The organism is Chloroflexus sp. (assembly GCF_056331925.1).
This window is the reverse complement of sequence record NZ_JBWGQH010000012.1, coordinates 47,699-73,335: the sequence shown is the minus strand read 5'-3', so window position 1 is coordinate 73,335 and position 25,637 is coordinate 47,699. Positions and strand designations below refer to the sequence as shown.

The 25,637-nt window shown below is 56.2% G+C and carries 24 protein-coding genes; 8 read left to right on the top strand and 16 right to left on the bottom strand.

Annotation, left to right across the window (positions count from 1 at the left end):
* Positions 1-29: 29 nt before the first annotated feature.
* The 4 genes from dcd to serC all read right to left on the bottom strand — a co-directional run bounded on the left by dcd (position 30) and on the right by serC (position 3,434).
* On the bottom strand, positions 30-590 hold the full coding sequence (gene dcd / locus AC01ZF_RS08170) for a dCTP deaminase (protein WP_428112939.1): 561 nt from the start codon (positions 588-590) through the stop codon (positions 30-32).
* A gap of 236 nt (positions 591-826) precedes the next feature.
* A complete protein-coding gene (locus AC01ZF_RS08165) occupies positions 827-1,948 on the bottom strand; it encodes a glycosyltransferase family 4 protein (protein ID WP_476575269.1) in 1,122 nt (373 codons plus the stop codon).
* 15 nt (positions 1,949-1,963) lie between these two features.
* Positions 1,964-2,359, bottom strand: a complete 396-nt coding sequence (locus AC01ZF_RS08160) for a VOC family protein (protein WP_424677285.1) — start codon at positions 2,357-2,359, stop codon at positions 1,964-1,966.
* On the bottom strand, positions 2,352-3,434 hold the full coding sequence (gene serC, locus AC01ZF_RS08155) for a 3-phosphoserine/phosphohydroxythreonine transaminase (protein WP_476575268.1): 1,083 nt from the start codon (positions 3,432-3,434) through the stop codon (positions 2,352-2,354). Before serC ends, AC01ZF_RS08160 begins: the two co-directional genes overlap by 8 nt.
* Positions 3,435-3,559: 125 nt before the next feature.
* Here serC and AC01ZF_RS08150 point away from each other — a divergent pair, with 125 nt between their 5' ends.
* Positions 3,560-4,843 carry an NAD(P)/FAD-dependent oxidoreductase gene (locus tag AC01ZF_RS08150; protein WP_476575267.1) on the top strand — a complete coding sequence of 428 codons (1,284 nt, stop codon included), beginning with the start codon at positions 3,560-3,562 and terminating at the stop codon, positions 4,841-4,843.
* Positions 4,844-4,983: 140 nt separating this feature from the next.
* The gene (locus AC01ZF_RS08145; RefSeq protein ID WP_424677282.1) at positions 4,984-5,604 is read left to right on the top strand and encodes an SH3 domain-containing protein; all 621 of its coding nucleotides are present in this window, start codon (positions 4,984-4,986) and stop codon (positions 5,602-5,604) included.
* Positions 5,605-5,641: 37 nt separating this feature from the next.
* Here AC01ZF_RS08145 and AC01ZF_RS08140 read toward each other — a convergent pair whose 3' ends face one another.
* The 5 genes from AC01ZF_RS08140 to AC01ZF_RS08120 all read right to left on the bottom strand — a co-directional run bounded on the left by AC01ZF_RS08140 (position 5,642) and on the right by AC01ZF_RS08120 (position 10,978).
* Positions 5,642-6,892 (bottom strand): ABC transporter permease, encoded by a 1,251-nt coding sequence (locus AC01ZF_RS08140; RefSeq protein WP_424677281.1) that lies wholly within the window; start codon positions 6,890-6,892, stop codon positions 5,642-5,644.
* Between the two features lie 122 nt (positions 6,893-7,014).
* Positions 7,015-7,851 (bottom strand): ABC transporter ATP-binding protein, encoded by an 837-nt coding sequence (locus AC01ZF_RS08135; protein ID WP_428112484.1) that lies wholly within the window; start codon positions 7,849-7,851, stop codon positions 7,015-7,017.
* Between the two features lie 33 nt (positions 7,852-7,884).
* A complete protein-coding gene (locus AC01ZF_RS08130; protein WP_476575266.1) occupies positions 7,885-9,648 on the bottom strand; it encodes an efflux RND transporter periplasmic adaptor subunit in 1,764 nt (587 codons plus the stop codon).
* Positions 9,645-10,295 carry a TetR/AcrR family transcriptional regulator gene (locus AC01ZF_RS08125; protein ID WP_424677278.1) on the bottom strand — a complete coding sequence of 217 codons (651 nt, stop codon included), beginning with the start codon at positions 10,293-10,295 and terminating at the stop codon, positions 9,645-9,647. The genes AC01ZF_RS08130 and AC01ZF_RS08125 overlap by 4 nt, the downstream gene beginning before the upstream one ends.
* A gap of 344 nt (positions 10,296-10,639) precedes the next feature.
* The gene (locus tag AC01ZF_RS08120; protein WP_424677277.1) at positions 10,640-10,978 is read right to left on the bottom strand and encodes a zinc-ribbon domain containing protein; all 339 of its coding nucleotides are present in this window, start codon (positions 10,976-10,978) and stop codon (positions 10,640-10,642) included.
* A 678-nt stretch (positions 10,979-11,656) separates the two neighbouring features.
* Here AC01ZF_RS08120 and AC01ZF_RS08115 point away from each other — a divergent pair.
* Entirely contained in the window at positions 11,657-13,072 is a 1,416-nt protein-coding gene (locus AC01ZF_RS08115) for an ammonium transporter (protein WP_424677276.1), read from the top strand.
* A 46-nt stretch (positions 13,073-13,118) separates the two neighbouring features.
* On the opposite strand, the gene AC01ZF_RS08110 is transcribed toward AC01ZF_RS08115, so the two are convergent.
* Positions 13,119-13,946, bottom strand: a complete 828-nt coding sequence (locus AC01ZF_RS08110; protein ID WP_424677275.1) for an ECF transporter S component — start codon at positions 13,944-13,946, stop codon at positions 13,119-13,121.
* A gap of 226 nt (positions 13,947-14,172) precedes the next feature.
* On the opposite strand from AC01ZF_RS08110, the gene AC01ZF_RS08105 reads away from it, so the two are divergent.
* From AC01ZF_RS08105 to AC01ZF_RS08085, 5 genes are all read left to right on the top strand, one after another.
* Positions 14,173-14,382 carry a hypothetical protein gene (locus AC01ZF_RS08105; protein WP_424677274.1) on the top strand — a complete coding sequence of 70 codons (210 nt, stop codon included), beginning with the start codon at positions 14,173-14,175 and terminating at the stop codon, positions 14,380-14,382.
* A gap of 40 nt (positions 14,383-14,422) precedes the next feature.
* Positions 14,423-14,803: a DUF2089 domain-containing protein gene (locus AC01ZF_RS08100; protein ID WP_424677273.1), complete on the top strand. Its 381-nt coding sequence runs from the start codon at positions 14,423-14,425 to the stop codon at positions 14,801-14,803.
* Positions 14,787-15,152 (top strand): SHOCT-like domain-containing protein, encoded by a 366-nt coding sequence (locus AC01ZF_RS08095; RefSeq protein ID WP_476575265.1) that lies wholly within the window; start codon positions 14,787-14,789, stop codon positions 15,150-15,152. The genes AC01ZF_RS08100 and AC01ZF_RS08095 overlap by 17 nt, the downstream gene beginning before the upstream one ends.
* A 48-nt stretch (positions 15,153-15,200) precedes the next feature.
* Positions 15,201-16,940: a DUF4097 family beta strand repeat-containing protein gene (locus AC01ZF_RS08090; RefSeq protein WP_428112492.1), complete on the top strand. Its 1,740-nt coding sequence runs from the start codon at positions 15,201-15,203 to the stop codon at positions 16,938-16,940.
* Positions 16,941-17,094: 154 nt separating this feature from the next.
* Positions 17,095-18,249, top strand: coding sequence for an iron-containing alcohol dehydrogenase (locus tag AC01ZF_RS08085; protein WP_476575264.1), 1,155 nt, complete (start codon positions 17,095-17,097; stop codon positions 18,247-18,249).
* 34 nt (positions 18,250-18,283) lie between these two features.
* On the opposite strand, the gene AC01ZF_RS08080 is transcribed toward AC01ZF_RS08085, so the two are convergent.
* The 6 genes from AC01ZF_RS08080 to AC01ZF_RS08055 all read right to left on the bottom strand — a co-directional run bounded on the left by AC01ZF_RS08080 (position 18,284) and on the right by AC01ZF_RS08055 (position 25,606).
* Positions 18,284-19,504, bottom strand: coding sequence for a phenylacetate--CoA ligase family protein (locus AC01ZF_RS08080; protein WP_428132015.1), 1,221 nt, complete (start codon positions 19,502-19,504; stop codon positions 18,284-18,286).
* A gap of 26 nt (positions 19,505-19,530) precedes the next feature.
* Positions 19,531-20,322: an ABC transporter ATP-binding protein gene (locus AC01ZF_RS08075; protein ID WP_424677392.1), complete on the bottom strand. Its 792-nt coding sequence runs from the start codon at positions 20,320-20,322 to the stop codon at positions 19,531-19,533.
* A gap of 73 nt (positions 20,323-20,395) precedes the next feature.
* Complete coding sequence (locus tag AC01ZF_RS08070) at positions 20,396-21,610, bottom strand: ABC transporter substrate-binding protein (RefSeq protein ID WP_424677393.1); 1,215 nt, start codon at positions 21,608-21,610, stop codon at positions 20,396-20,398.
* A gap of 22 nt (positions 21,611-21,632) precedes the next feature.
* A complete protein-coding gene (locus tag AC01ZF_RS08065; RefSeq protein WP_424677394.1) occupies positions 21,633-22,691 on the bottom strand; it encodes a branched-chain amino acid ABC transporter permease in 1,059 nt (352 codons plus the stop codon).
* Positions 22,692-22,737: 46 nt separating this feature from the next.
* Positions 22,738-23,619, bottom strand: coding sequence for a branched-chain amino acid ABC transporter permease (locus tag AC01ZF_RS08060; RefSeq protein WP_424677395.1), 882 nt, complete (start codon positions 23,617-23,619; stop codon positions 22,738-22,740).
* Positions 23,620-23,662: 43 nt separating this feature from the next.
* On the bottom strand, positions 23,663-25,606 hold the full coding sequence (locus tag AC01ZF_RS08055; protein WP_428112495.1) for a long-chain fatty acid--CoA ligase: 1,944 nt from the start codon (positions 25,604-25,606) through the stop codon (positions 23,663-23,665).
* Between the last annotated feature and the right edge of the window lie 31 nt (positions 25,607-25,637).

Genomic DNA, 25,637 nt, shown 5'->3' with positions numbered 1-25,637 from the left:
TGCACCAAATGGTACGGGCATTGTGTATCTCACGGATCAATGCGCGGCAAAACAATCCCGGTCTGTCCTTGATACTTCCCCTTTTTGTCGGCGTAAGAGACTTCACACGGCTCATCACTTTCGAGAAACAACACCTGCCCAATCCCTTCATGCGCATAGATCCGCGCCGGCAGTGGTGTGGTGTTGCTAATCTCGATGGTCACATGCCCTTCCCATTCGGGTTCAAGCGGCGTGACGTTAATGATAATTCCACAGCGCGCATACGATGATTTTCCGATTACAATACAGCTCACCGTGCGCGGAATGCGAAAGTATTCGAGCGATTGGGCAAGCGCAAACGAGTTGGGCGGGATGTCAACGTAGTCGGCTTTAATATCCACAAATGAGCGCGGATCAAACTTCTTCGGATCGACCAGCGCATTGTAGACGTTCGTAAAGACTTTGAAGTGATTCGTCACCCGCATGTCGTACCCGTATGAGGTAAGGCCATACGAGATGACGCCTTTCCGTACCTGATGATCAACGAACGGCTCGATCATGCTATATTCAAGCGCCATTCGTCGAATCCAACGATCCGATTTCACCGGCATCGTGATATCCCTCCTATAGTGGGTGTATATGTTTCTTTAGCAGTGTCTCTGCCTCGCCATGTAGCGTCCAGATGGTAATGTCCCTCCAGTGGTGGAATATACGAGTTTCTCTAAGTACCAAACGCTCCCGTATACGTTTTTTCCACCGCATTGCGTGGTTAGGTCAGCCCGCATCCTCTGCGTCTCTGCGCCTTTGCGTTCCCCCTCCCCGCCTTTGCGCCCTCCGCGCCTTTGTGTTACCCCTCCCCGCCTCTGCGCCCTCCGCGCCTTTGCGTTACCATTGTCTGATAGACATCCACGTGCTGACGGGCAATAGCTGCTTGCGTAAATGTAGCCAGCACCCGCTCACGACCACGTCGGGCGAGTTCAACGCGCAGCTCGGGATGATCGATCAAACGCTGCAACGCTGCTCGCAACGCGCTCACATCACCTTCGGGGAAGACCAGCCCTGCCTCACCGATCACCTGTGGGATTTCGCCACAACTTGAGCCGATCACCGGGACGCCACAGCTCATGGCTTCGATCAATACCCGACCAAACTGCTCTTTCCAATTCGGTTGGGTACGCGAGGGCAAGACGAGCACATCCAATTCGCGCAACGCAGCCGGGACAGCAGTGCTATTGAGTGCCGGCAAAACCTCAACCCGATCACCAACCCCAAGGGCCACAGCTTGCCGCACCAAACGCGGGCGCTCAATGCCGTCGCCGATCAACCGCAACCGGACATACGACGGCAAACCGACCAGTGCATCCACCAGATCGGCCACCCCTTTTTCCGGCACCAACCGGCCCACATAGCCGATGATCAACGTATCACGTTGACGTGGCTCCTCCGCCGGTGCAAAGAGATCGGGATCGACGCCGAACTGGGGAATAACACTAATCGGACCGCGATAGCCGTGACGGCGAATAATCGCTGCTGCCTCTTGATTACCGGCAATCACATGCGTAGCGTGACGCAAATTGTACCGCTCAAACCAGCTAAACGGCGGTGGATAGCGACGGTCGATATTGGCCCAATTGTAGAAACAACAGCGCGCACCAACCGCCAACCCGGCTCGCATGGCGAGAAACGTCGCTAAATTAAAGCTCTCCTCATCGATGTGAAAGACCTGTGGGCGTAACCGTTGCAGCAGCGGCTGCAAGCCTCGGTAAAAATGAATGTGATGATGGCCGTTGAAGACAATCGGCAACGTGATGAGCGTATAACCGGCGGTAAACCGGCGCTCAAGCGGGATGCGACCGACCCGTGGCTCGTGCCATGCCGGTGGCGCAACGACGGTCAACTCAACGCCGAGGCGCGCGATCTCCTCCAGCTTACGCTGGTACGCACCGGCAACCACAGCCTTGGAAAGCATAACAACGCGCATAGGTTAGCGAGCCTGGCGTTCATCGCCATCAAACGGATGCAGAAACCGCTGCACCTCCAGTCGGTAACCATCAGGATCACAGGCAAAGAAGTGATAAATCCGGTAACGCGGATTCTCGCGTGGCGGGCCGTCGGTCGTGATACCGGCAGCGACAAGCCGTTGATAGACCACATCAACATCGGCAGTGACGATGGTTAAGATCAGACGATCATCAGCAATGGGAGGTGCAGCTTGTTGGCACAAACCGAGGTAACCGCCACACGCCACGCGATAGATATGAATACCGCCTTGATCGAGGACGAGCGGCAAGCCGAGCGCAGCCCCATAACAGACTGCGCTCGCTTGCAGATCGGCAACCGGCACAAAGGTGATTGCGGCGGCGTAAGGCTGTTCATCCATAACGTTTGGCAAAATCCTGCATAAAGTGCGCCAGCGCTGCCGCCGACTCGGGAGAGACTGCGTTATACAGCGAAGCGCGGATCCCGCCGACCGAGCGATGCCCGGCCAACCCCACCATCCCTGCCGCTTTCGCGTCGGCCAAAAACTGCTTTTCCAGGTCTGGTGACGAGAGGCGAAAGGTCACATTCATCAGTGATCGTGCTGAAGGAACGGCGTGACCGGTGTAAAAACCTTCGCTAGCATCGATTGCTGCATACACCAGCGCTGCCTTACGCGCATTCCGCTCAGCCATCGCCGCCAAACCGCCTTGATCCTTGATCCATTCCAATACCAGATGAACCATATAAACTGCGAACACCGGCGGTGTGTTGTAGAGAGAGTTGTTCTTGGCGAAGGTAGCATAGCGCATAATAACCGGCAAATCCTTCCGACTGCGTTCGATCAGATCTTGCCGGATCACAACGACCGTTACCCCCGCCGGCCCAAGGTTCTTTTGCGCACCGGCATACATCAGGGCAAAGCGCGTCGCCGGGAAGGGACGCGAGAGAAAATCGCTACTCATATCGGCGATTAACGGCACATCACCGAATAGTGGCAGCTCAGCCGGCCACTGCACACCTTGGATCGTCTCGTTAGTGGTTATGTGAAGATATACCGCGTTCGGATCAGGAGTACAGGCCTCAACATTCGGCAGGCTCCGATAGCCATCGGCAGCAGTACTGGCCCGGAGATGAACCGAACCAACGCGCTGCGCCTCTTCATACGCTTTTTCGCCCCACGAACCGGTGACAATATATTCGGCGACCCCGCCGGTGGGTAAGAAATTGAGCGGGATGAGTGCAAACTGCATCGAGGCGCCACCCTGCATAAAGAGCACCCGATACTCGTCGCCCAATCCTAGTAGTTCCTTTAGATTAGCTTCGGCAGCAGCATTAATCGCTTCGTATTCCTTACTGCGATGGCTCATTTCGAGAATCGACATGCCCGTACCGTGATAATCAGGCAATTCGGCTTGCACACGCGCGATAACCTCTGGCGGCAGCGCTGCTGGGCCGGGGTTGAAGTTGTGAGTCATCGGTTTGTCCCCTCTTCCTTGCGACAGGCTTTTTGTAGAACATAGTATACTCGATATGGTAACGTCAGCGGTGCACTATTGCTAGACCATCTTACCTCAGCAATGTGGCAGAAAGGACAAGTGGTATGCAGATCATCGTTGTCGGCGGCGGCGTAGCCGGGTTGGTTTGTGCCCGTACCCTGCACCGCGCCGGGCATCAGGTTACACTCATCGAAGCGAGTGATGGGTTGGGCGGACGAGTACGGTCGGATCGCGTCGACGGGTTTGTACTTGATCGTGGCTTTCAGGTGCTGTTCACCGCATACCCGGTGGTACAACGCCAACTGAAACTAGCCGCGCTCGACCTGCGCGCCTTCGATCCCGGCGCGATTGTTGCATGGCGTGGACGACGTGACATCCTAACCGATCCCCTCCGCGACCGCGATCCATCGGCGCTGATCGGGGCCATCCTCGCACCGGTAGTCACGATTGGCGACAAACTGCGCACCCTCCAACTCGCCGTGCAGATGCACCGGCAGACGATTGATGAGCTACTCACCGGTCCCGACCGCACAACCTTAGCCGAACTCCAAGCGCTTGGCTTCAGTCAGCAGATGATCGACCGCTTTTTCCGGCCTTTCTTCGGTGGAATCTTTCTCGACCGCTCATTGCAAACAAGTGCGAAATGCTTCCGGTTCAACTTTAAGATGATGAGCGACGGTCAGACTGTCGTTCCCAATAGCGGGATGGGTGCAATCGCCGACCAACTCGCTGCCGAGTTGGTTGCTGCCGGCAGGGTACGCTTGCAGACCAAGGCTGTAGCCCTAATCAATCGCGATGGCGAGGTAAGCGGTGTGCGGCTTGCCGATGGGAGTGAACTACAGAGCGATGCCGTAGTGTTAGCAACCCCGGCCCCCGAAACAGCTCGACTCGGCGACTTACCGGTGCCGGAAGGAAGCCTCGGTTCATCGTGTGTGTGGCTGGCGACCCGTCAACCGCTGTATCGCGGCAAAAAGCTGTTGCTCAACGCCGAGGAGAACGCTTTTGTCAACACCCTCGCCCCGATGAGCGCAGTCGCGCCAGGGTACGCACCGCCGGGATGGCATCTCTACGCGGCAGCTATCCTCGGTGTGCCTGAGCTTGATGATAGCACACTGATCGCGCGCGTGATGGTTGACCTCCATCGTATCTTCGCCAATGAAGCCGCAGCCACGACTGCTCTCACCAATGCGCGCATCTTACGTGTAGACCGCATTCCATTTGCTCAATTCCCGCAACCACCCGGTTTACACCCTAACCTACCCGACAATCGCACTACCCGGCGCGGCCTGTATCTGGCCGGTGAACTCACCGAAGCGAGTAGCATCAACGCAGCAATGCTTAGCGGTGAGCGGTGTGCCGAAGCGATTCAGCAAGATGTAGCACGATAACACACCGCATACCTCAGGCAACCGTCACGTGCCAACGGTCGTTGGGTGCATTTACACTTCACCAAACCTACTGCGCTAGCTATATAATGGTGTATACAACCGAGGCTATGGTTGCCGCATTATGGGAAGGAGCCAAACGTATGATTAACTTCGGCGGCAAGAAAGATGAGGGAGGACAGAACGAAGGCATCAGCCAGGCGATGCGCGCGATGAGTGATCAGATTGGGCGACAAGCTCAAGAGATCAAACGTCTACAAGAGGAGTTAGAAACGGCCCAGCAAGATGCTGCTGCCGCCGAGAAAGCTCGCAAAGCACTCGCCGAGGCTGAAGCACGACTCGCTCAAATGGAAGCTGAGCTTAAGAAATTGAAGGAAACCACCACCGCGCCAACCGCTGGTGGTAAAAGCGTCAGCCCCACCGTTGAAAGCAGCAGTGTCTCCGGCGCCATCTCCGGCGCGCTCGGTGGCAGTGGTGTTGTCAAAATCGGACCGCGCACATCGGATTCCGCAGCCACATCAACCCCCGGTGGACTCCACGTAGGTGGTGTAGCCTACGTCCAACAAGCAGGTGGCAAAAACCTCCGTCTTCGCAACGCACCTGGCCTCGATTCAACCGTTCTCGACGGTCTACCTCCCGGCACCCAACTGACCCTCCTGGCCGGCCCCCACGAAAAAGACGGGTATCCGTGGTGGCATATCCGCACCAATGACGGCCGGGAAGGGTGGGTCGCCGGCACCGAATTGGCAACTACCCCCTCATAACAGCCACCCTGTGGCGCCGCACAGCTGTGCGGCGCGCCTATTCATACCGCAACGCTTCAATCGGCGGCAGCAGCGCTGCCCGCCGGGCCGGGTAATACCCAAACCCAATCCCAATCGCCGACGCAAACCCCAACGCCAGCACAATGCCGATCCACGAGATGCCGGTGTTGATCCCGCCGACAGCACTGATCAGCCCTACCAGACCAATCGCCCCGATCACGCCGATCAGACTACCAACCAAGCTCAGGGCTACCGCCTCCATCACAAATTGGCCCAATACATCACCATCACTGGCCCCCAATGCTTTGCGCACCCCAATCTCACGGGTCCGTTCGGTGACTGCAACCAGCATGATGTTCATAATCCCAATCCCACCAACCACCAGACTAATCCCGGCCACCACAGCAATAAAGCCGGTAATCGCCGTGCTGATCGCCGCCAATACGTTCAACGCTTGCGTCGGCGTCTGTAGATTGAAATCGTTGATCATGCCATCAGGCACATTCCGCGCGGCGCGCAGCGTCCGCTCAATCAAGGCTACCGCCTCACTGACCTGCTGTTCGCTTTGCAAGCCGAGCAGAATACTGCTCATCCGCAAACCACGTCCCGGCAGATCAAGATTGCCGATCAGCCGTAAGCGCATCGTACTGACCGGCGTAAAGATGCGGCCATCAGTCGAGAAAGGCCCACCGTTTTCGTTAATGATGCCGACAATCTCAATCGGTTGACCGTTGACCTCTATCGTCTGCCCGATCACATTCCGCAGCGCAGCCTTATCAGAGCCAAACAGATCACGGGCCACAAGCCAGCCCAACACCCCAACCCGCGCCCCTTCTGCCTCATCTTCAGGGGTCAAAAATCGCCCGTAGAGCATCGGCGTCCGCTGGACTTGCGGATAATCCTCGGTTGTGCCGACCAACAACGTTTGGATCGCCACCGTACCGGCCCGAGCTTGCGTGCTGACCGTAATTTCCGGCGCAATGGCGCGAAACAGATCAGGCCGGCTGGTTGCCATTGCTGCTAATACCTGATAATCCTGTATGGAAAGGAGACCATAGCCGGGCACATCACGTGCACCTTTGGCCCGCGGATCACCCGGTGTAATTGCAATCCGGCGGGTACCGAGATCGACGAACTGCTCGAAGACTTGGCCTTGTAAGGCGTTACCGAGCGAGAGCACCGCAACAAGCGTGCCTGCGCCGATGATCACGCCAAGCATCGTGAGCAGAGAGCGAAGTTTATTGGCGCGTAGGCTATCAAAGGCCATAGCGATTAATTCGGAGAACATAAGGGTTTCCTCGTGTATTCGCAACAGTTTTTTCAACGTATGGGCATCACGCTGCTATGCTTTGGGTACCGAAAACTATTGTTCAACATAACTATAGCGCGCCATGCCCCAACCTCACACCGTTATGGCGTGGTGGTATCGGTCGAAGGACGGCGCACAACCGGCACCGGCTCAAGACCGCGGGTACGCTCGACCTCTTCCAACACCTCAACGCCGTAGTACTCGCTCAGGATGTTGTCAACCAGCCGCCCGTCGCGCAAGCCGATCACCCGATCCATATGCCGACCAATTTCGGGGTCGTGGGTCACTATTACGATGGTACGTCCCTGATCGCGGTTCAATTCCCGGAACAGCGCCAGAATCTCGGCTCCGGTGCGCGTGTCGAGCGCACCGGTCGGTTCGTCGGCCAGAATAATCGCCGGGTCATGGACGAGCGCACGGGCAATTGCGACTCGTTGCTTCTGCCCTCCCGACAACGTATTGGGCAGACTGTTGAGTTTGTGACCAAGACCAACCGCCTCAAGCGCGGCCCGTGCTCGTTCAGCCCGCTCGCGCGCACCAACCCGCCCGTAAACAAGCGGCAACTCAACGTTCTTTTGCGCAGTCAAGCGCGGCAGCAGGTTAAAGTTCTGGAATACAAACCCCAGCTTACGATTGCGAATGCGCGCTTGTTCCTGCCGACTCAGGCGTGAGACATCGATCCCATCGAGAATATATTCACCAGACGTGGGAGTGTCGAGCAAGCCGAGCAAGGTCATGAGGGTGCTCTTCCCGCTACCCGACGGCCCCATAATGGCAACCATCTCACCTTCTCCAATAGTCAGGCTAATATCGTCAAGCACAACAAATTCATCATCACCGGTGGGGAACGTCTTGCGGATCTGACGCAATTCAACAATCGGACGGCCAAGATATTCTGTTGTCACGGAAACACTCCTTCTAGAGGAGAGCGGGCTCATCACCCGCTCTTACCATTACGGGTACGCGATGGCTCATCGCACGACAACCTGCTCACCTTCGGCCAAACCACTCTGAATTTCGACCATACCGTTGACCCGCAAGCCAACCAACACGGCTCGCTCACTAAGCTGACGCTGGCCGTTTTCATCAACAGTGACCACTTCAACAATCGTCTTCGCATCAACATTCTTCACCGCAGCGACCGGGACTTGCAACACATTGCTGCGCGTGGCCGCAATAATCGCCGCTGTCGTTGTCATGCCGGGCCGTACCGGTTGACCAGATGAGTCAAAGGCGAGGGTGACCCGATACGCCGTCACACCATTCGTACCGGTGGGCAACGGTTCGACATTCACCACCTCACCGGTAAACGGTGGCGAATTGAGCGCATCTACCGTAATCTCGACCGGCTGACCGATGGCTACCCGCGCAATATCAACCTCATCAACCGTCACCTTGACCAGATAACGACTCACGTCGATCAATACGATTGGCGCTTGACTGCCCACTGTTTCACCAGGTGCAACATTAACGGCCGCGATCACGCCGGCAAACGGTGCCCGCAACGTCGCTTCGTCGAGCCGGATACGCGCCGCTTCGAGCTGCGCCTGCGCCTGAGCTAACCGTGCTTCAGCACGGGCAACATCGCTGGCACGCGGATCGGCAGAAAGTTGGGCCAGACGTGCTTGTGCTGCTTCGAGCTGAGCCTGTTGCGCAGCAATAGTGTTCTGTCGAGCAGCCCCGGTCAAACGGGCTAGTTCGGCTTCGGCGCGCGCTAACTGAGCACGGGCCGATGCAACAGCATCAGCAGTAGGGCCGGCCAGCAATGCATCAAGATCGGCTTGTGCACTGGCAACTCGTGCCTCGGCAGCCGCCAATCCGCTGATTTCGTTCTGGACTGCGGTCTGGTAAGCGATCTGGGACTGGGCTAGTGCAGCTTCAGCATCGGCCAACGCCCGCTCAGCCCGCTCAAACGCACGCTGATACTCACGTTGCTCGATATCGTTGAGTGAACGACCGGTCCGCGGATCGATGCCGTTCGCCTTCACATGTTCCCAATTCCAATACGCATCGCTGTAGGCACTTTGCGCGTTGCGCACCACATTAGCCTGTGCTTCAACCCGCGCCTGTGCCTCAGCCTTCGCTGCGGACAACAGCTCGCGCTGGCGTTCAAGTTCGGCCTTCGCCTGCGTCAGCGCCGTCTCCGCCCGCACCCGCTGTTCGTTCGTCGGCCCGGCCAACAACTTCTGTAGCCGTTCTTGTGCCTCAGTCACCGCAACACGTGCTGCCGCGATGTCGGCCGGCGTCACATTCGTCTGCGTCTGGGCTAACGTAGCCTGCGCCGCCGCCACCAGCGCCTCGGCCTCAGCCCGCTGTTCGGGTGTAGCCCGCTCACGCAAAGCCTGGACATCGGCTTGGGCCAGCGCAACTGCCGCCTCCGCCGCAGCTACATCGGCCCGTAACTGGCGATCATCAAGCCGTAGCAACGGATCACCGGCGGCAACCGTCTGCCCGACCGTCACCAGCACCTCTTGTACCCGACCGGGAATGGAAACGCTTAACGTGGCTGTCTGGTTCGGCTCAACCGAACCGGTAGCATTCACTGCCAAACGCAGATCACCACGAGTTACCGTAGCAAAGGTCAGATTGGCTAACGGATCGATATTGGAAGTTGTTGTTAGCCGCACCAGCAGGGTCACGACCACCGCCAGCAACAAACCGGCGGCGATCCACATCGGTAACGATAGACGAGGAGGGATTCGTAAACGGGAACGTGACTGGGGAAGAGTGCTCATACTTCTGCCATTCCTACTGAATGATTACCTGCCGACCGGATGCCGGCCCCATACAAAAAGATGTCGACTAGCAACTCCGCCGAGACGTTGCCCGCCCACCCCATCGTCGCATGGGTTGAAGTCAGCTCGTGAAACGTCTCGCACAGACTGAGAAATAACGTCGCCAACATTGCCGGTGACATATCGGCCCGTACTACACCGGCAGTGAGCGCTTCGCGCATGATCTTGGTTAACGGCGTGAAGAGGTGTTGATAGAATGCAGCACTCAAACGATTACGCGCCGCCGGGCTGAGGTGCTCCATCATCTCGTGACGCATAATGCGCATATCACCTTCGTAGCCGGAGATCAGAATATCGGCCATTGCGCGCAATCGCTCAACCAACGCCCGCTCGGACGCAGCTAGCTCGGCCAGTGGCCGACTCATCGTCCACAACACCTTTAAACCCATCTGCACAAACAGGTCTTCTTTATCATTGAAGTAGTAATAAAGGGTCGGTTTTGTCACACCGGCCGTATGAATGATGTCGCTGATCGATACGGCCCGATAGCCGCGCTGCATAAAAAGTTGTGTCGCTACATCAATAATGCGGAGCGCCGTCGGACTTTCAACAACCCGCGGGTCGGGCATCAAATGTACTTCGGTCATTTCACAAAACCAATCTTTCGAATTTTTACTGACCGGTAAGTAATATACCACGAATGCAAATATTTTGTCAATGTATTGCAAAGATTTTCTTAGAATTGAAACCCTCTCCCCGCCACAAGAGGGCACAGGAGCGGAGACATTTCACGCCGTGGTGAGGGACATGCGGAGCAACCCGCTATCAAACCACCCACCCCCAACAACACAAGGTATGGGCAAGCACATCTCATCAGGAGCACAGACGATGGTACAACGTCCAAACAAAACGGTCCTCCCCTTGAGGTGGGGAGGACACAAGAGAGGGATTCATACCCTGCCCCCTGATGGGGAGGAGGTGGTAATACCAACTAAACCATCATGCGAGCATTACCACGCATCCGGTTAAAACACGAGCTACAGTAGACCGGTTTGGTACCACGCGGAACGAACGGAACGGTCGTCTCTTGACCACAGTGAGCACAGGTAACGCGATAATTCACCCGTTCACGCTCCGGTGCTGCTGTGCTAACGGTACGGTGACGCTCAGATACGTTACTCTTCCGGGCTTTGCGCGCTTTGCGGCATGACGGGCAACGCACCGGTTCATTAACAAAACCTTTGGCAGCGTAGAATTGCTGCTCTCCCGCTGTAAAGACGAAATCCATCCCACAATCCCGACAGGTTAGGGTCTTGTCTGCGAAGCTCATGGCTCGCTACTCCTCTAGCAGAACGACGAAGGGTCATGTGGCCGGTGCCATGGGGCTGCGTTGCGTCCGAACTCAACCGAGGAGATGCTCAGCGGGGAAGCACTCGCGCATACCAGATCCGTACCATCTTTAAATGTTGATTATACCAAATTTCTACCATTGCGCAAAATATTCGGAGAACGACCACTGTCGGTCAGTAGACTTGTGCAAAAATACCAATCTCTCCTACACAAAGATTGGTAATCCTATCTGTTGGCAAGCTATCAGCGGGCTGTTATCATACCAGCATCAATGATTGTACAAATTAGTGCGCACCACGATGTGATCAATGGAAGGGGGTGAACGTAACTGTGCGGGCATCACCTGCAACGTTGCAGCCATGAGTCGTACAGTTAAGGTGGAAGATTATACAGAATAGGTGCGTCTTGTTCACGTTTCACACTCGGCAGTCGAACAGCAAGCGTTGATTTGCCCCTGTTACACAGTATACATACGTCTTATTCATGTTTCACAAGTGCATAGCAGCGGTAGTAAACCAGTTGCAAGCGCGATGATGCTGGTTAGACCTGCGACGAAGCAGAGGCAGATGGTTTGTGCATTTTATCCAAACGTATGGAGGCTATATCCATACCCGACATGCAATCGCTGGACGTGTAGTATGGTTAAGGAGTTACCCTCATGAAGCTTGCATGGCGCACAAAAATCGGTCTCGCTCTCGGTTTTGGCCTCGGTCTCTGGTTGGTAAGTAGCGGACGCGCTTTTGCCCAAGAAGGCCCAACTACCGCCGAGTTGGCCGTGGCAATGAATACCTTCTTTTTGCTGGTGGCGGCAGCGTTGGTCTTTTTTATGCAAGCCGGATTCGCGATGCTAACTGCCGGCCTCACCCGCGCGAAGAACACAACCAACATTCTGTTTAAGAATTTGATGGATTTCGTGATGTGTTCGATAGCGTTTTGGGCAGTTGGTTGGGGTTTGGCTTATGGTACGTCGGCCGGTGGCTTTATTGGGACCGACCAGTTTTTCCTTTCGCATATCACTGCTGAAGGGGAGGTGCCGGTATTGGCAAGTTGGTTTTTCCAAGTTGTCTTTGCCGGAACCGCCGCTACGATTGTGGCCGGCGCGATGGCCGAGCGCACGAAGTTTGTCGCTTATCTGATCTATAGCTTTATTATTTCGCTCTTTATCTATCCGGTAGTAGTACACTGGGTATGGAGCGGCGCAGGTTGGTTGAATACGTACAGCGGAAGCACCGAAGGCAATTGGGGCTTTACCGATTTTGCCGGTAGCACCGTTGTGCATAGCGTGGGCGGATGGGCTTCGCTCGTCGGCGCAATGATCCTTGGCCCGCGCCTTGGTCGCTTCGGCCCTGATGGTAAACCACGCGCTATCCCCGGTCACAATATGTCGTTGGCCGCCCTCGGTACTTTTATCCTCTGGCTCGGTTGGTTCGGCTTTAACCCCGGCTCGCAGTTGGCAATCGCGTCGCAAGCCAATGCCGATGCCGTCGCAATGGTCGCCGTTACGACCAATCTGGCCGCGGCAGCCGGTGCATTGGGTGCACTCTTCACGGCATGGCTACGCTACGGTAAGCCCGATCTGGGGCAAACCCTCAACGGTGTACTGGGTGGCTTAGTGGCGATTACCGCCGGTTGCGCTTATGTTGATCCCCTTGCCGCCATCATCATTGGGTTTATTGCCGGTCCGGTAGTAGTCTTCTCGGCCGAATTGCTCGAGAAGCTCAAGATCGACGATCCGGTTGGTGCAGTGCCGGTTCACTTGGTTAACGGCATCTGGGGTACGTTGGCGGTTGGTCTGTTTGCCTCAATCCCCGGTAATACCGGTACGACCGGTTTGTTCTACGGTGGTGGTCTGACCCTCCTCATCTCGCAGCTGGTCGGTGTAGTGGCAATTGGTCTGTGGACGGTAGCGACAGCGGCGCTGATGTTCTTCGCGATCAAGGCAACGATTGGCCTACGTGTGAGCAAGGCCGAAGAAGAGGCCGGTCTTGACATCGGCGAGCACGGTATGGTCGCTTACCCAGATCTCGCGCCAGTACCAACCGGCAGCACCGTAAGTGGCGTACCGGCAAATTAACCGGAATTATGCCCCTCCTCGTTGCCCGGCGAGGAGGGTTTACATTTTACTCGTGCACCGCTCCTGCAACTTCGACCGTAAACCAAAACCGGTTGCGAAACCGGCGCAGCTCTTTCAATACCAACCGTCCCAAGAGGGCAATCAAAACGGCATTGCCGAACGCACGCACTGCGTCCCACGCCAATGAGGTCACAGCGTAAAACACAAGGTACTGGCGGATCGTTGCCTCCAACCCACTACCGGGAACCCAGCCCAAGGCGCTAGGCGGTGCAAACGGCCAAAACCAGAGATTCATCAGCGCTCCAAACAAAAATCCCCATCCGTAACCAAACCCAACCAGTAGGATCATTTCACCCCACCCGCCCGGCCGTAAACGCTGTCCCAGCGGAGCGAGCCAGCCGGCACTCATCCCCATCCACCCACTCACGAACATCTGAAACGGTAACCACGGCCCGACACCACCGGTGAGCAACGCCGAGACAAGTAATGCTAATGCACCGAGCAAAAAGCCAAACCGCGCACCATACACATACCCAGCCAGGATGATCAGAAAGAAAAAGGTCGGTGAATCACCCGGCCCTGCCGGTAGTCGGAGCACCGCAACCAGACCGGTAAGTACGCCCAATATGGCCAGGATACGCGGATTAAGCCGCCCTGCGCTCAGTTCGGTGATGAGTAAGACCAGCATCGCCGGACCGAGCATGGCAAACAAGATCGGCGCCGTCGTAGCATGGGCCTGCTCAAATCCGCTTACCTCTCGCCCCATCATGAATGGGTAGAAAAATGCAATAAGTCCGAGCAGACAGATGAGTGCCAGCACGACATCACCGGCCCACGTCGCCAACCGGTTGTAACGAGAGAGTTGGATCGCCATAGCCATTATCATACCCGATGTAGGGTGCCACCAGGTAGCCCCCGCGGTCCTGCCTCACATTCCTTTCCTCATTCGTCTGTTTCGTGATGCACGTTCGGTCTAAACCAAATTTAATCATTAATTTGATAATTTTCTCCATGTACGTTGTTGACAAACGCCGTTCTGAGTGCTAATATTCTTCTTGGAATGGTAAATACTATCAACCAATTGAAAAAGGAGGCGATCTGTGATGCGCGATCTCTACCACCTCGAGGTATTATCTGCCAAAATGATCAACGAACGACTGACGACCGCTGCTAACGACCGGCTCCTCCCTCCGTTCCGCCCCATTCGCCGGATGGCACGCTGGGTCGGCCTTCTGCTGATCAGACTCGGCGCGCGTCTCCTGCGCTACGCTCATGCGCGTCACACCGGTCGTCCTTCGTATGTCCGTTAGCTGCAAGACCATATGCTGGTAGCTTCAAAGGAGCACCCCTATGAACCCGCTTCTCACTCGTGATCCTATCACCGGCAGTGAGCTTATCGTAACCCGACTCGAGTCACCGAGCAGCGGCATCGTTATTGAGGGCCGGTTTAGCCTTGGCTGGATCGGTCGTCTGACCCCCGAACAACTGGCTTTTGTCGAGCTGCTGGTGAAGAATCGGGGCAATATTCAACGCCTCGCCGCCGAACTCGATATCGCCTATAACACCGCGCGTGCTCGCCTCGACGAAATCGTCGCCCTGCTCGGCGGTCCGCCTGAACACGAGCCACGGCTCGACCGTCGCCAAATCCTTGACCGGTTGGCCGCCCGCGAGATTTCGGTTGAAGAAGCCCTGCGCCTGCTGAAAGGCTCCGATTATGAACAGCGTAAATGAAGAGCGCCATCGCATTTTGCAGATGGTTGAGCAGGACCAGTTGTCCGCTGCCGAAGCAGCCCGCTTGCTCGATGTGTTGAGCGCCGACCCCCGCCCACTCGAACGTAGTCGGGCACGCTTGGTACGGATCCGCGTGACCGATCTGGCCTCCCAACGCCTGAAAGCCTCGGTGTCTATTCCGGTGAGTTTGATTAATGTTGGGTTACGTCTCGGTGCTCGCCTTGCCCCACAACTGAGCGGTAGCGCCCTCGAAGAGTTGATCCGGAGCGTTGAACGCGGTACCACCGGTTTGCTCCTCGAATGGCAAGATTTGGAAGAAGGTGAGCGGATCGAGATTGTAGTCGAATGAATGGACCATATTTAGAAGTACTAGATATTGTCCGCGAAGGAGCAGAAGATGAAACAACGTATTCCGGTCGATCTGCCGTTCACGATTTCCCTGTCCTCGGTTGACGGTGATCTGACGATCCACGGTTGGGATGAACCGAGTGTTGAATGGCAGTGTGATGAACAAGTTAACTTCACCAGGAATGAAGCTGGTCTGACGCTTGAGCCATGCCACGGTGATCTCCGGCTTACAGTGCCGGCGATAGCTGAAGTGCGGATCGCCAGTTGCAACGGCGATACACGAGTGACACAGGTGCATCGGTTGCTTATCGACCATCAGCACGGCGATTTGGTCATCCGCCATATCACCGAACAAGTGACTATCGGCCAGCTCTCCGGTAATCTTAATGCAGCGGAAGTGGCTGAATTGAACACGACCGGTCAGCTTTCCGGTGATATCACCTTATTCGCGACTCCGGTTGCCCATCTACACACGGTCGCCGGCGATCTCGCTACGCGCGGTGTGCTGAGTTTATCCTTGACCCAACTCGATGGCGATCTGGTTGCTACTGACCTCCGCGAGCAGTTGAGCGTTGCCGTGGTGAACGGCGATGTGGAAGTTACCGGCAACAATGCTCTCCTCCGCCTCCAGCAGGTGAACGGCGATCTGACCATTCATGGGCAGGTGTCCGTGCTGGAATGTGTTGCAGTGAGCGGTGATGTTGACGCCGAAGAGGCTACTATCGGCCAACTGGCTATCGAGACGGTGGCCGGCGATGTCGAGGTGGGTGTGCTCACCGGTGGGCGAATTGGAACGGTCGGTGGTGATATTGAATTGTTGCAGGTTACCGGCGAACTGATGATCGGTAATGTGGGTGGCGATTGCACCATCAAACACGCCGGCGGCAATCTGACCCTCAACGCGGTTGGGGGCAATCTGTCGTTGCGCGCCGAGGTTGTTGCTGGCAGCACGATCCGCGCACAAGTAGGTGGTGATGCAGTGATTGTGTTGCCGAAAGATCCCGATCTGGTACTGACGGCAACTGCCGGTGGCGAAATCCGTGGCGTCGGTGTGAACCGTTCAGCGCCCGGTCAGACCGTAGAGCTACGCTACGGCAACGGTGCAGCCGGTCTCCATCTCCACGTCGGTGGTGACGTGATCGTCAAAGGTGCAACCCAACCGAATACGTTCAGCGGATTTGCCACGCAACTCGGGCACGAACTAAGCGAGCTAGGTCGCGAGTTGGGGCGTGAGTTAAGCGAATTGGGCCGTGAATTGGCCGCTGAGTTGCGTAACGCACTGGCAGGTGGTGACCCCGCCGCCGCCGACCGCGCACGCGCTGCTACCGACCGTTTTGCCGCGCAGGCCCGTCGCCTCAGGGAAGAGGCCGGCCCCAAACGGATGCGCATCCGTATCAACGAGCGGGAATGGCGCCTTGATCCCGAACGGATCGAGCGGATCAAAGCGCAGGCTCGACAGGCTGCCGCTGCCGGTCTGAACGATGCACTTGAGGCTGTCGAACAGGCGTTGAGCCGCCTCCAACCACCACCCCACGCGCCGGCTCCACCGCCGCCACCCCACCCGCCGGCTCCACCATCGCATCATGCACCGCCGCCACCCCACCCGCCGGCTCCACCGCCGCCACCCCACGCGCCGGCGACCGGTCAGACGATCCAATTACGCCCATCACCCACCCCACTGAGCGAGGAAGATCGCGAACGGCAACGTGCCGCCATTTTGCAAATGGTTGCCGATGGCCGAATCTCGGCAGCCGAAGGCGATCTGCTTCTCACTGCCCTCGACGATTAAATTAATACGGTACAGCTTCTTCGAGTGTCTCTCTACCGCTGGTCAAGCTCCCCATACCGATGACTATGGGGAGCGTTTATTTCCGATGGCCCCCTTCCCTTTCGTCGTATAATGAATGTAGCAGTCCTCATTTGCAAGGGTAAAGGATGGGGTAATGCAACATTTCTTCGAGTTTAGCCTCGGTGCACGGGTGTTGTACCAGATCGGTTTGGCCGCCGAATTAGGGCAAGTGATTAGCAATGCCTTGCCACAACGCCGTGCCTTTATTGTGGCCGATAAAGGTGTGATCAACGCCGGCCTCCTCAAACCGATCAAAGCCGGTATCAGCCCGGTCGAGATTGTTGGTCTGTTTGATGATGTACCGGCCAACTCCTCGGTCGCCAAAGTGGCCGAGGGTGCCGCGGCTGCACGTGATGCCGGAGCCGACTTGATTATCGCGGTTGGTGGTGGTAGCCCTATCGATACCGCAAAGGGTATTCGGATTTTGCTCACCCTCGGCGGTACGATCCCCGATTACGAAGGCTACAATGTGATCGATACACCGCTCACACCACTCGTTGCGATCCCGACCACTGCCGGCACCGGGAGTGAGGTTACGCCTATTGCTGTCATCCTCGACGAGACCGATCAGCGCAAGATTAGTATCGTTAGTCACTACCTTACCCCCGATCTCGCTATTCTCGACCCACTGATGACCCGCACGCTACCACCGCACCTCACCGCTGCGACTGGAATGGATGCGCTATCACACGCCATCGAGACGTATGTTTCGACTGAGAATAATCCGTTCAGTGATAGCCTGGCGCTAGCCGCTATTGATATAATCGCCAATTATCTGCGCGACGCCGTCCACGATGGTACGAATATGGAGGCGCGTAGCCAGTTGCTTATCGCGGCCACGATGGCCGGCATCGCCTGCGGTAACAGCCTGTTCGGTGTGGTGCATGCCCTTTCCCATGCGGTCGGTGGCAAGTTCCCGGTACACCATGGCACGGCCAACGCGATCTTCCTCCCGCCGGGTATGCGATTTAACAGCGAGGTTGTCCCCGAACGCTATGTACGAATTGCCCGTGCGATGGGGGTGAATGTCGGTGGTCGCAATAATGCCGAAGTCATCGCCGACGGGATCACCGCAGTTCACACCTTGACCGCCGATTGCGGTTTACCCACCCGTCTCCGCGATGTTGGTGTACCGCGCGAAGCATTGCCCGAATTGGCCGAGTTGGCCGCCGTCGAACCGGCAATCTTCAATAACCCGCGGTCTGCCACGCCCGAACAGTTGTTGGCAATGCTGGAAGAGGTCTGGTAAAAGAGATGGGGTGGACGAACCCACCCCTCTCGGCTCAATCCCACGTGCGCAGATCGACAAACGGTTTCGCATCAGCCGGTAACTCAGCGACGATCTCTACCTTGCAGTGCAATTTCAGCGCTTCGTGCAGGGCATGGGCAGCGGCGTCACGGAGTATCGCGTGATCAGCGTCAGGTGTTGGTACCAGTCGACAGATAAGCTCGTCGCGATGATGTTCGCGCACCACGACGGCCTGATACGTCTGCACTCCCTCTACCCGGCGAATCGCCTCGGCGACGTGGCGCGGATGGACAAACAGACCGCGCACTTTCACGCTCTCACCGCTGCGCCCAAGCCATCCGACCAGGCGAGGCGTCTGGATCACGGTCGGCGTATCCGATACCATCAGCGCCGACAGATCACCGACTGCAAAGCGAATGAGAATGTAATCGCGGCGGAAAAGGGTCACTACCACCTCACCGGTTTGGCCGGGCGGTACCGGCTCACCCGTGTTCAGATCACAAATCTGGACGAGCGCATCTTCGGGTAAGTGCCAGCCTTGACGTTCGGGACCATTGTAGCCGAGATTGCCGGTCTCTGCCGTACCATAGCCATCGTAAATCAAAATCCCATACTGTTCTTCAAACAAGGCCCGCAACGATGGTGGCAGCGGCTCGGCGGCAACGAACGCTTTATTCAACGGCCATGAACGGGGAGCGTACCCCTGCTCCACCGCGCGCTCAAGCAGGGCCTTCAGATAACTGGGCAAACCGGCATAAGCCGTCACCCCCAGATGAGCCATGACCTCAATCTGTTGGGCCTGATTACCGATCCCTGCCGGAATTACCGCACAGCCTACCGCCCGTGCTCCCTCTTCAAACATCACACCGGCAGGAGTGAGATGATAACCAAAACAGTTGATCACCACATCGTCAGGGCCAAAACCGGCTGCTCGAAAGGCCGGCGCCCATCGCCACGGATCTGGCTCATCGGGTTCGGGATCGTAGATCGGGCCGGGCGACTGGAAGATCCGTCGTAACCGCGCAAGCGGCACGGTCAGCATCCCTCCTAATTGTGGCCCCTGCCGTTGCAGCTCAACCAACTGCTCTTTGCGCAAGATCGGAAGCCGACTCAGATCGGCGGTTGTCTGAATATCAGCCGGAGTCAGGCTAGACTCCTCCATCCGGCGTCGAAATGCCGGTGAATGCTCGTAGCCAAATGCCACAATCTCGCGCACACGCTGATCAAACCCAGCATAGAACGTTTCAATGTCCATATCCCTACCCCACCGGCAACGATAATCTACGACAACCAGCGTTTGCGCCGTTTGTAATGCTTAACTTCGCGATAACTCTTGCGACTGCCAATCTCATTGAGGCCAAGGTAAAACTCACGCACATCGGCATTATCCTTCAAATCTGCCGGCGAACCGTCTAACACTATCCGCCCGTTTTCCATAATGTAGGCGTGATGGGCTGATTCAAGCGCCAAACGAGCATTTTGCTCGACCAATAGAATCGTTGTGCCTTGTTCGCGATTAATCCGACGAATAATCTCAAAAATCTCGGCTACCAATAACGGGGCTAACCCCAGCGACGGCTCATCGAGCATAATCAACTTGGGATGGGCCATCAGGGCGCGCCCAATCGCCAACATCTGCTGCTCACCACCACTAAGGAACCCGGCCACCTGATTGCGTCGTTCCTTCAACCGCGGAAAATAATCGTACACCAACGCCAGGTCCTCGCCAAACCGACGGAGCGACTGAGTGTATGCACCTGCACGCAGATTCTCTTCCACCGTCAAGTGCTCAAAGACCCGCCGCCCTTCCATAACCTGAAAAATTCCCATCCGCACGATCGCAGAGGCGTCTTTTTTGTGGATTGGCTGGCCCTGAAAGAGGATCTCTCCATCGGTTACTTCACCATTCTCCGGCTTGAGCAAGCCGGATATCGCCTTCAGCGTGGTACTCTTACCGGCGCCATTTGAGCCAAGCAAAGCTACAATCTTTCCCTCCGGCACCTCGAGCGACAACCCTTTGAGCACCAGCACGACATCGTTGTAAATGACTTCGATATTGTTGAGTGAGAGCATAAGCAATTGATCCGGTAGCGCGATAACCGAAGAAGGGGCCGATTATCATCTCGGCCCCTACCCAACCTTCTTCCTACCGTGCGCTAATAAAGTCGGTGATCGGCACCCACTTGCCGTTTTCAACCCGGAACATCTTGAGCGACTTGACGCCGGCATGATCGGTAGAGCTAAACTGCACCGGCAGCGTCACACCTTTGGTATCGATCTGGCCCATCGTCTCAAGCGCTGCCTTGACGTTCTCACCGGTCAATTCTTTGCCATCAGCCACAACCTTCTCGACCCCGGCAATCAGAATCGACATCGCCGTCCAGCCCTGCACAAAGGTGCTATCGGCGCCGCCGTAGTCGATATTCTTCGCCTTCGCGTATTCAAGCGCAATCTTGCCACCCTCCGACTCGTGGTTGAACGGCACCGCACCAACCACACCTTCGGCATCGGCCCCGGCCAGCTTGATCAAAATTTCGTTCGCGCACCAGTTCAGACAGACAAACTGTACGTCATAGCCAAGGCTCTTGGCATTCTTGATCGCCAGCGCCGCCGGGCTTGACACATTTTGCAAGAAGATGTAGTTCGCGCCATAGTCGCGAAGCTGGGTCAACTGCGGTGTGAGGTCGGTTGCACCACGCGGCGAGGGAACCTCGAGAGGTGTTTCGATACCTTGTGAGGTCGCAAACGCCGTCCCATCGGCCAGTGGCGAGCGACCAAACGGGCTATCGTTGATCAGGTAGCCGAATTTCGGCAGGCCACTGTTCCCCTTCGCTTTCCAATCCTCAATTGCCCACTTCATCGCGATAATCAATTGATCGGAATAGGTGGGAGCCACGAGGAAGTTGTACGGCGTTTCGGCTGGATTGGCGAGCGTTGCCGAATACGAAGCCGAGATGAATGGAATCTTGTCCTCGGTAATCTTGGGTCGCAGCGCCTCGGTATCACCGGTTCCCCACCCCGAGAAGACTAAAACTTTGTCTTGGGTCACAAACTTGGTATACAACTCTTCCGCCCGCGGCACCTGATAGGCATAGTCTTCACTGAACAACTGCAAGCGCCGACCGTTGATACCACCCTGCTCGTTTTTCCAGTCAATAAAGGCAATCTGTCCACGCGCATAAGGCGTACCAACGTCTGCCGTTGCACCGGTCAAATCGAAGATCGCACCTACCCGGATCGGCTCGCTGCTCGCACCACCACCTGTGCTAGCTCCGCCACCACCACCGCCACAGGCGGCTAGCAAGGTCGCGAACACGGCCAACACCACCAACCACTCAAATGCCCGTTTCCTTCTGACCATACCATTCTCCTTACTCGACGCTTCAATAACTGAACGGCCATAGCCTGAAGTAATCTTTGACGTTACGCCACACCTTCACAATGCCTTCCGGCTCGAAGATGAGGAAGAGGATGATCGCAAGACCAAACGCGCCCTGCTGCATATACGGTAGGTATGAATTAATATTTGGCACAACATCACTGAGAGCACGGGCCAGATTCGAGAGCAAAGCTGGCAGGAGCGTCATAAAGGCTGCACCGTAGATCGAACCAGAGACGCTCCCTAACCCACCGATGATAATCATGGCGAGGTACAGAATACTGGTGTCGATGGTGAAACGCTCCCACGAGATGACACCACGGTAGTGAGCAGTGAGCGCACCGGCCAAACCGGCGAAAAACGACGAGGTGGCAAACGCCAACAGTTTGTACCGAAACAGATCGACCCCGATCACCTGCGCAGCGATGTCTTGGTCGCGGATTGCCACAAACGCCCGCCCGGCACGTGTCCGAAAGAGATTACTAACGAAGATAACGGTACCGATCAACAAGACCAGACATACCCAATAGAAGGCAAAATCATTGTTGCCCAGCCATTCCATCGGTACACCGAACAGATTATTACTCGCCCGCGGCAACGTCAACGACTCACCGATTCCTAGCAACTTCCCGTGGGTGAGCAGCCAGATGATGATCTCTTGCGAGGCGAGGGTAGCAATCGCAAGGTATAGCCCCTTCAGACGCAACGATGGTAAGCCAAAAAATGCCCCAACCGCTGCCGTAAAGAAACTGGCAACCGGAATTGTCAGCCACATCGGCGTACCCAAGTGGACGGCCATCAGACCGGCAGTGTACGCACCGACCGCCAAAAATCCACCATGGCCGATACTAATCTGCCCGGTATACCCAACCAGAATATTCAACCCGATTGCACCAATTGCAGCGATGGCAATCGTATTTGCCAGATTGAGCCAATACCGATCGGCAAACCAAGGAAAAACCAGGGCCAGTACCAATACCAGCACCATCCGAATCCGCTGCGGCCAATACGGACGCAGACTCACATCACTGGCATAGGTGGTGTGAAAGGTTCCACTCTGCATTGCGCTGACCGTTCCTCGCTACGGGCAAGTACTTCTCGCCCAACTGCTACACCCGCTCGATGATGCGCTGACCGAACAGACCATATGGCCTTACCAGCAGAATAAGCAACAAAATCACAAACGGAGCCACCTCACCCAATCCCCATTCTGGCGGAAGCAAACCACCGGCAAACGATTGCAGCAATCCGATGATCAAACCACCGATGATGGCGCCGGGAATACTGTCGAGACCACCCAAAATTACCACCGGGAAAACCAGCAAACCGACGCGACCAATCGTGCCCGAAACGCCACCGAAAATGCTCATCAGCAGGATACCGCCAACTGCAGCAGTAATCGCTGCAATCGCCCACGCGACTGCCCACACCTTCTTCACGCTAATACCCATGCTGAGCGCCGCTTGCTGATCATCGGCTACTGCTCGCATCGCAATACCTTCGCGGCTGAAGCGGAAGAAGAGCGTGAGAATCACGAAGAAGATGATCGCTAATGTAAAGGCCCAGAGCCGGTCGACACCGACATTGGCCCCAAGGATCGTCACGGTATCGGTTGGTAGAAACTGCGGTGCCGGGCGCGGCGTTACGCCCCAAATCGCACCAACAATCGCTCTGAGCAGTGATGAGAGGCCTATCGTGACCATAATAACCGAGATCACCGGTTCGCCGATGAGCGGACGCAGTACCAACTGCTCGATCAACACCCCAACTACTGCCGCCAACACCACTGCAACCACGACACCTATCGGCCACCACAAGCCAAACTGTTCGACCATTGCATAGGTGAGATAGGCGCCGATCAGCAGTAGTTCCCCTTGGGCGAAGTTGATCACATCGCTACTTTTGTAAATCAGGACAAAACCCAGCGCCACCAATGCAAAGATTGCACCGTTGGCAATCCCGCTCAGAGCTAATTGGATAAACCGATCCATGCGCTTCTCCGCTATCACATTACACGTCGCCACTGTACCTGCCTCAACGAGCGACCGCCCGCGCTGCCGGTGCCGGCGCCGATGAGTCGGCTAGCTCCTCAATCCGCAAGCGCGTCCTGATCAAGGCTGTCCGGCCATCTTGATAGGTAATTGTCGTCTCAATCTCAAATTCGCTTTGATCGCTGTACAGAGCATCGACGATCTCCTGGTAACGTTGTGCAATGAGACGACGGCGCACTTTGCGGGTCCGAGTCAGCTCACCGTCATCGGCATCAAGCTCTTTGTGGAGCAACAGAAAACGCCGAATACGCGCCGCCGGCGGTAGATCGGCATTGGCACGCTCGACATCTTTGCGGATCAGAGCATAGACCTGTGGCTTTTGAGCGAGGTCGGTGTAGGTGGTATACGAGATCTGGGCATTTTCTGCCCACTTACCGACATTCGCGAAATCAATATTGATCATCGCGGTGACAAACGGCCAGTCACCACCAAAGACGACCGCCTCTTTGATATAAGGGCTAAACTTGAGCTTGTTTTCGATAAACTGGGGCGAGAATTTCGTTCCGTCGTGCAAAGTCATGACATCTTTCGCCCGGTCAATGACGATCAAGTGACCATCTTCATCGAAATAACCGGCATCACCGCTGTGCAGCCAGCCGTCTTCCAGCGCCTCGGCAGTTGCCTCGGGGTTCTTGTAGTAGCCGACAAAGACCGAAGGACTCTTCACTAAAATCTCACCGTTTTCGGCAATCCGAATCTCTGTGTTCGGCAACGGTGTCCCAACGGTCTGAAATTTTATCTGACCGTCACGGTGGATCACACTCAAACCGGCACTTTCGGTCTGACCGTAGACCTGTTTGAGATTCACCCCAATTGCGTGATAAAAGCGGAACACATCAGGGCCAAGAGCAGCACCACCGGTATAGGCCCGTTTGAGAAACCGCAAACCGAGATGATCTTTCAGCATCTCGAAGACCAACAACCGTGCCAAACCATACCGTAGCCGCAAACCAAGACTCGGTCGTTGGCCGCTAAAGCGGGCATCCGCCATCGCATACCCTTGCTTCATTGCCCACTCAAAGATTGCGCGCTTCAACGGTGTTGAGTCTTGAATCTTCACCTGTACCTGCGAGAGCATGTTCTCCCAGATTCGTGGCGGTGAAAACATCACCCGTGGCCCGATCTCGCGAATATTCTCTTGCACAGTACTTGCCGATTCGGGGAAGTTGATCGTGAAACCGCACTGCATGCCAGCAGCCACCGTCACCATCTGCTCACCGACCCACGCTAACGGTAAAAAGCTTACAAATTCGTCGTCAGGACCAAGTGGGTCAACTGAAAGCAGGCCGGCGCCTTGGCTGATCAGATTACGGTGGGTCAGCATCGCCAGTTTCGGCTTCCCGGTCGTGCCGGAAGTGGTCGCGAGGATCGCAACGTCATCGGGTTTACCGGCGGCAAGTTCGGCGTCAAACAAACCGGGGTGCTCACGGTCATAGGCCCGCCCTAGCTCTTCGATGTCGGGGAAGTGCGCCAAATAGGGCTGGCGATAATTGCGCATGCCCTTTGGTTCGTAGTAAACCACTTTGAGGACGCCGTCGAGTCGTGGCCAGATCTCAATGACCTTATCAACCTGCTCCTGGTCTTCGACCACGATGACCCGCGCTTCAGCCGCCGAGACGACGTAATAGACCTCTTCAGCTACCGAATCTTGGTACACCCCAATCGACATCGCACCGATCGCTTGAGCGGCAAATTCGGCGTAGAGCCATTCAGGTCGGTTATCACCGATAATCGCGACGACATCACCGCGTCGCACACCAAGCGCATGAAGACCCATGGCAAACGCACGCACGTGTTCGGCAAACTGACGCCACGTCACCGTCTGCCAAATCCCGAAGTCTTTTTCCCGTAGGGCTACCTTATCACCAAAGCGTTCTGCATTTTGAAACAGCAAGCGCGGGATCGTCGTCTCAGGTATCTGTATCATCGCTTCACCCAACCGTATATGGTAACCCACC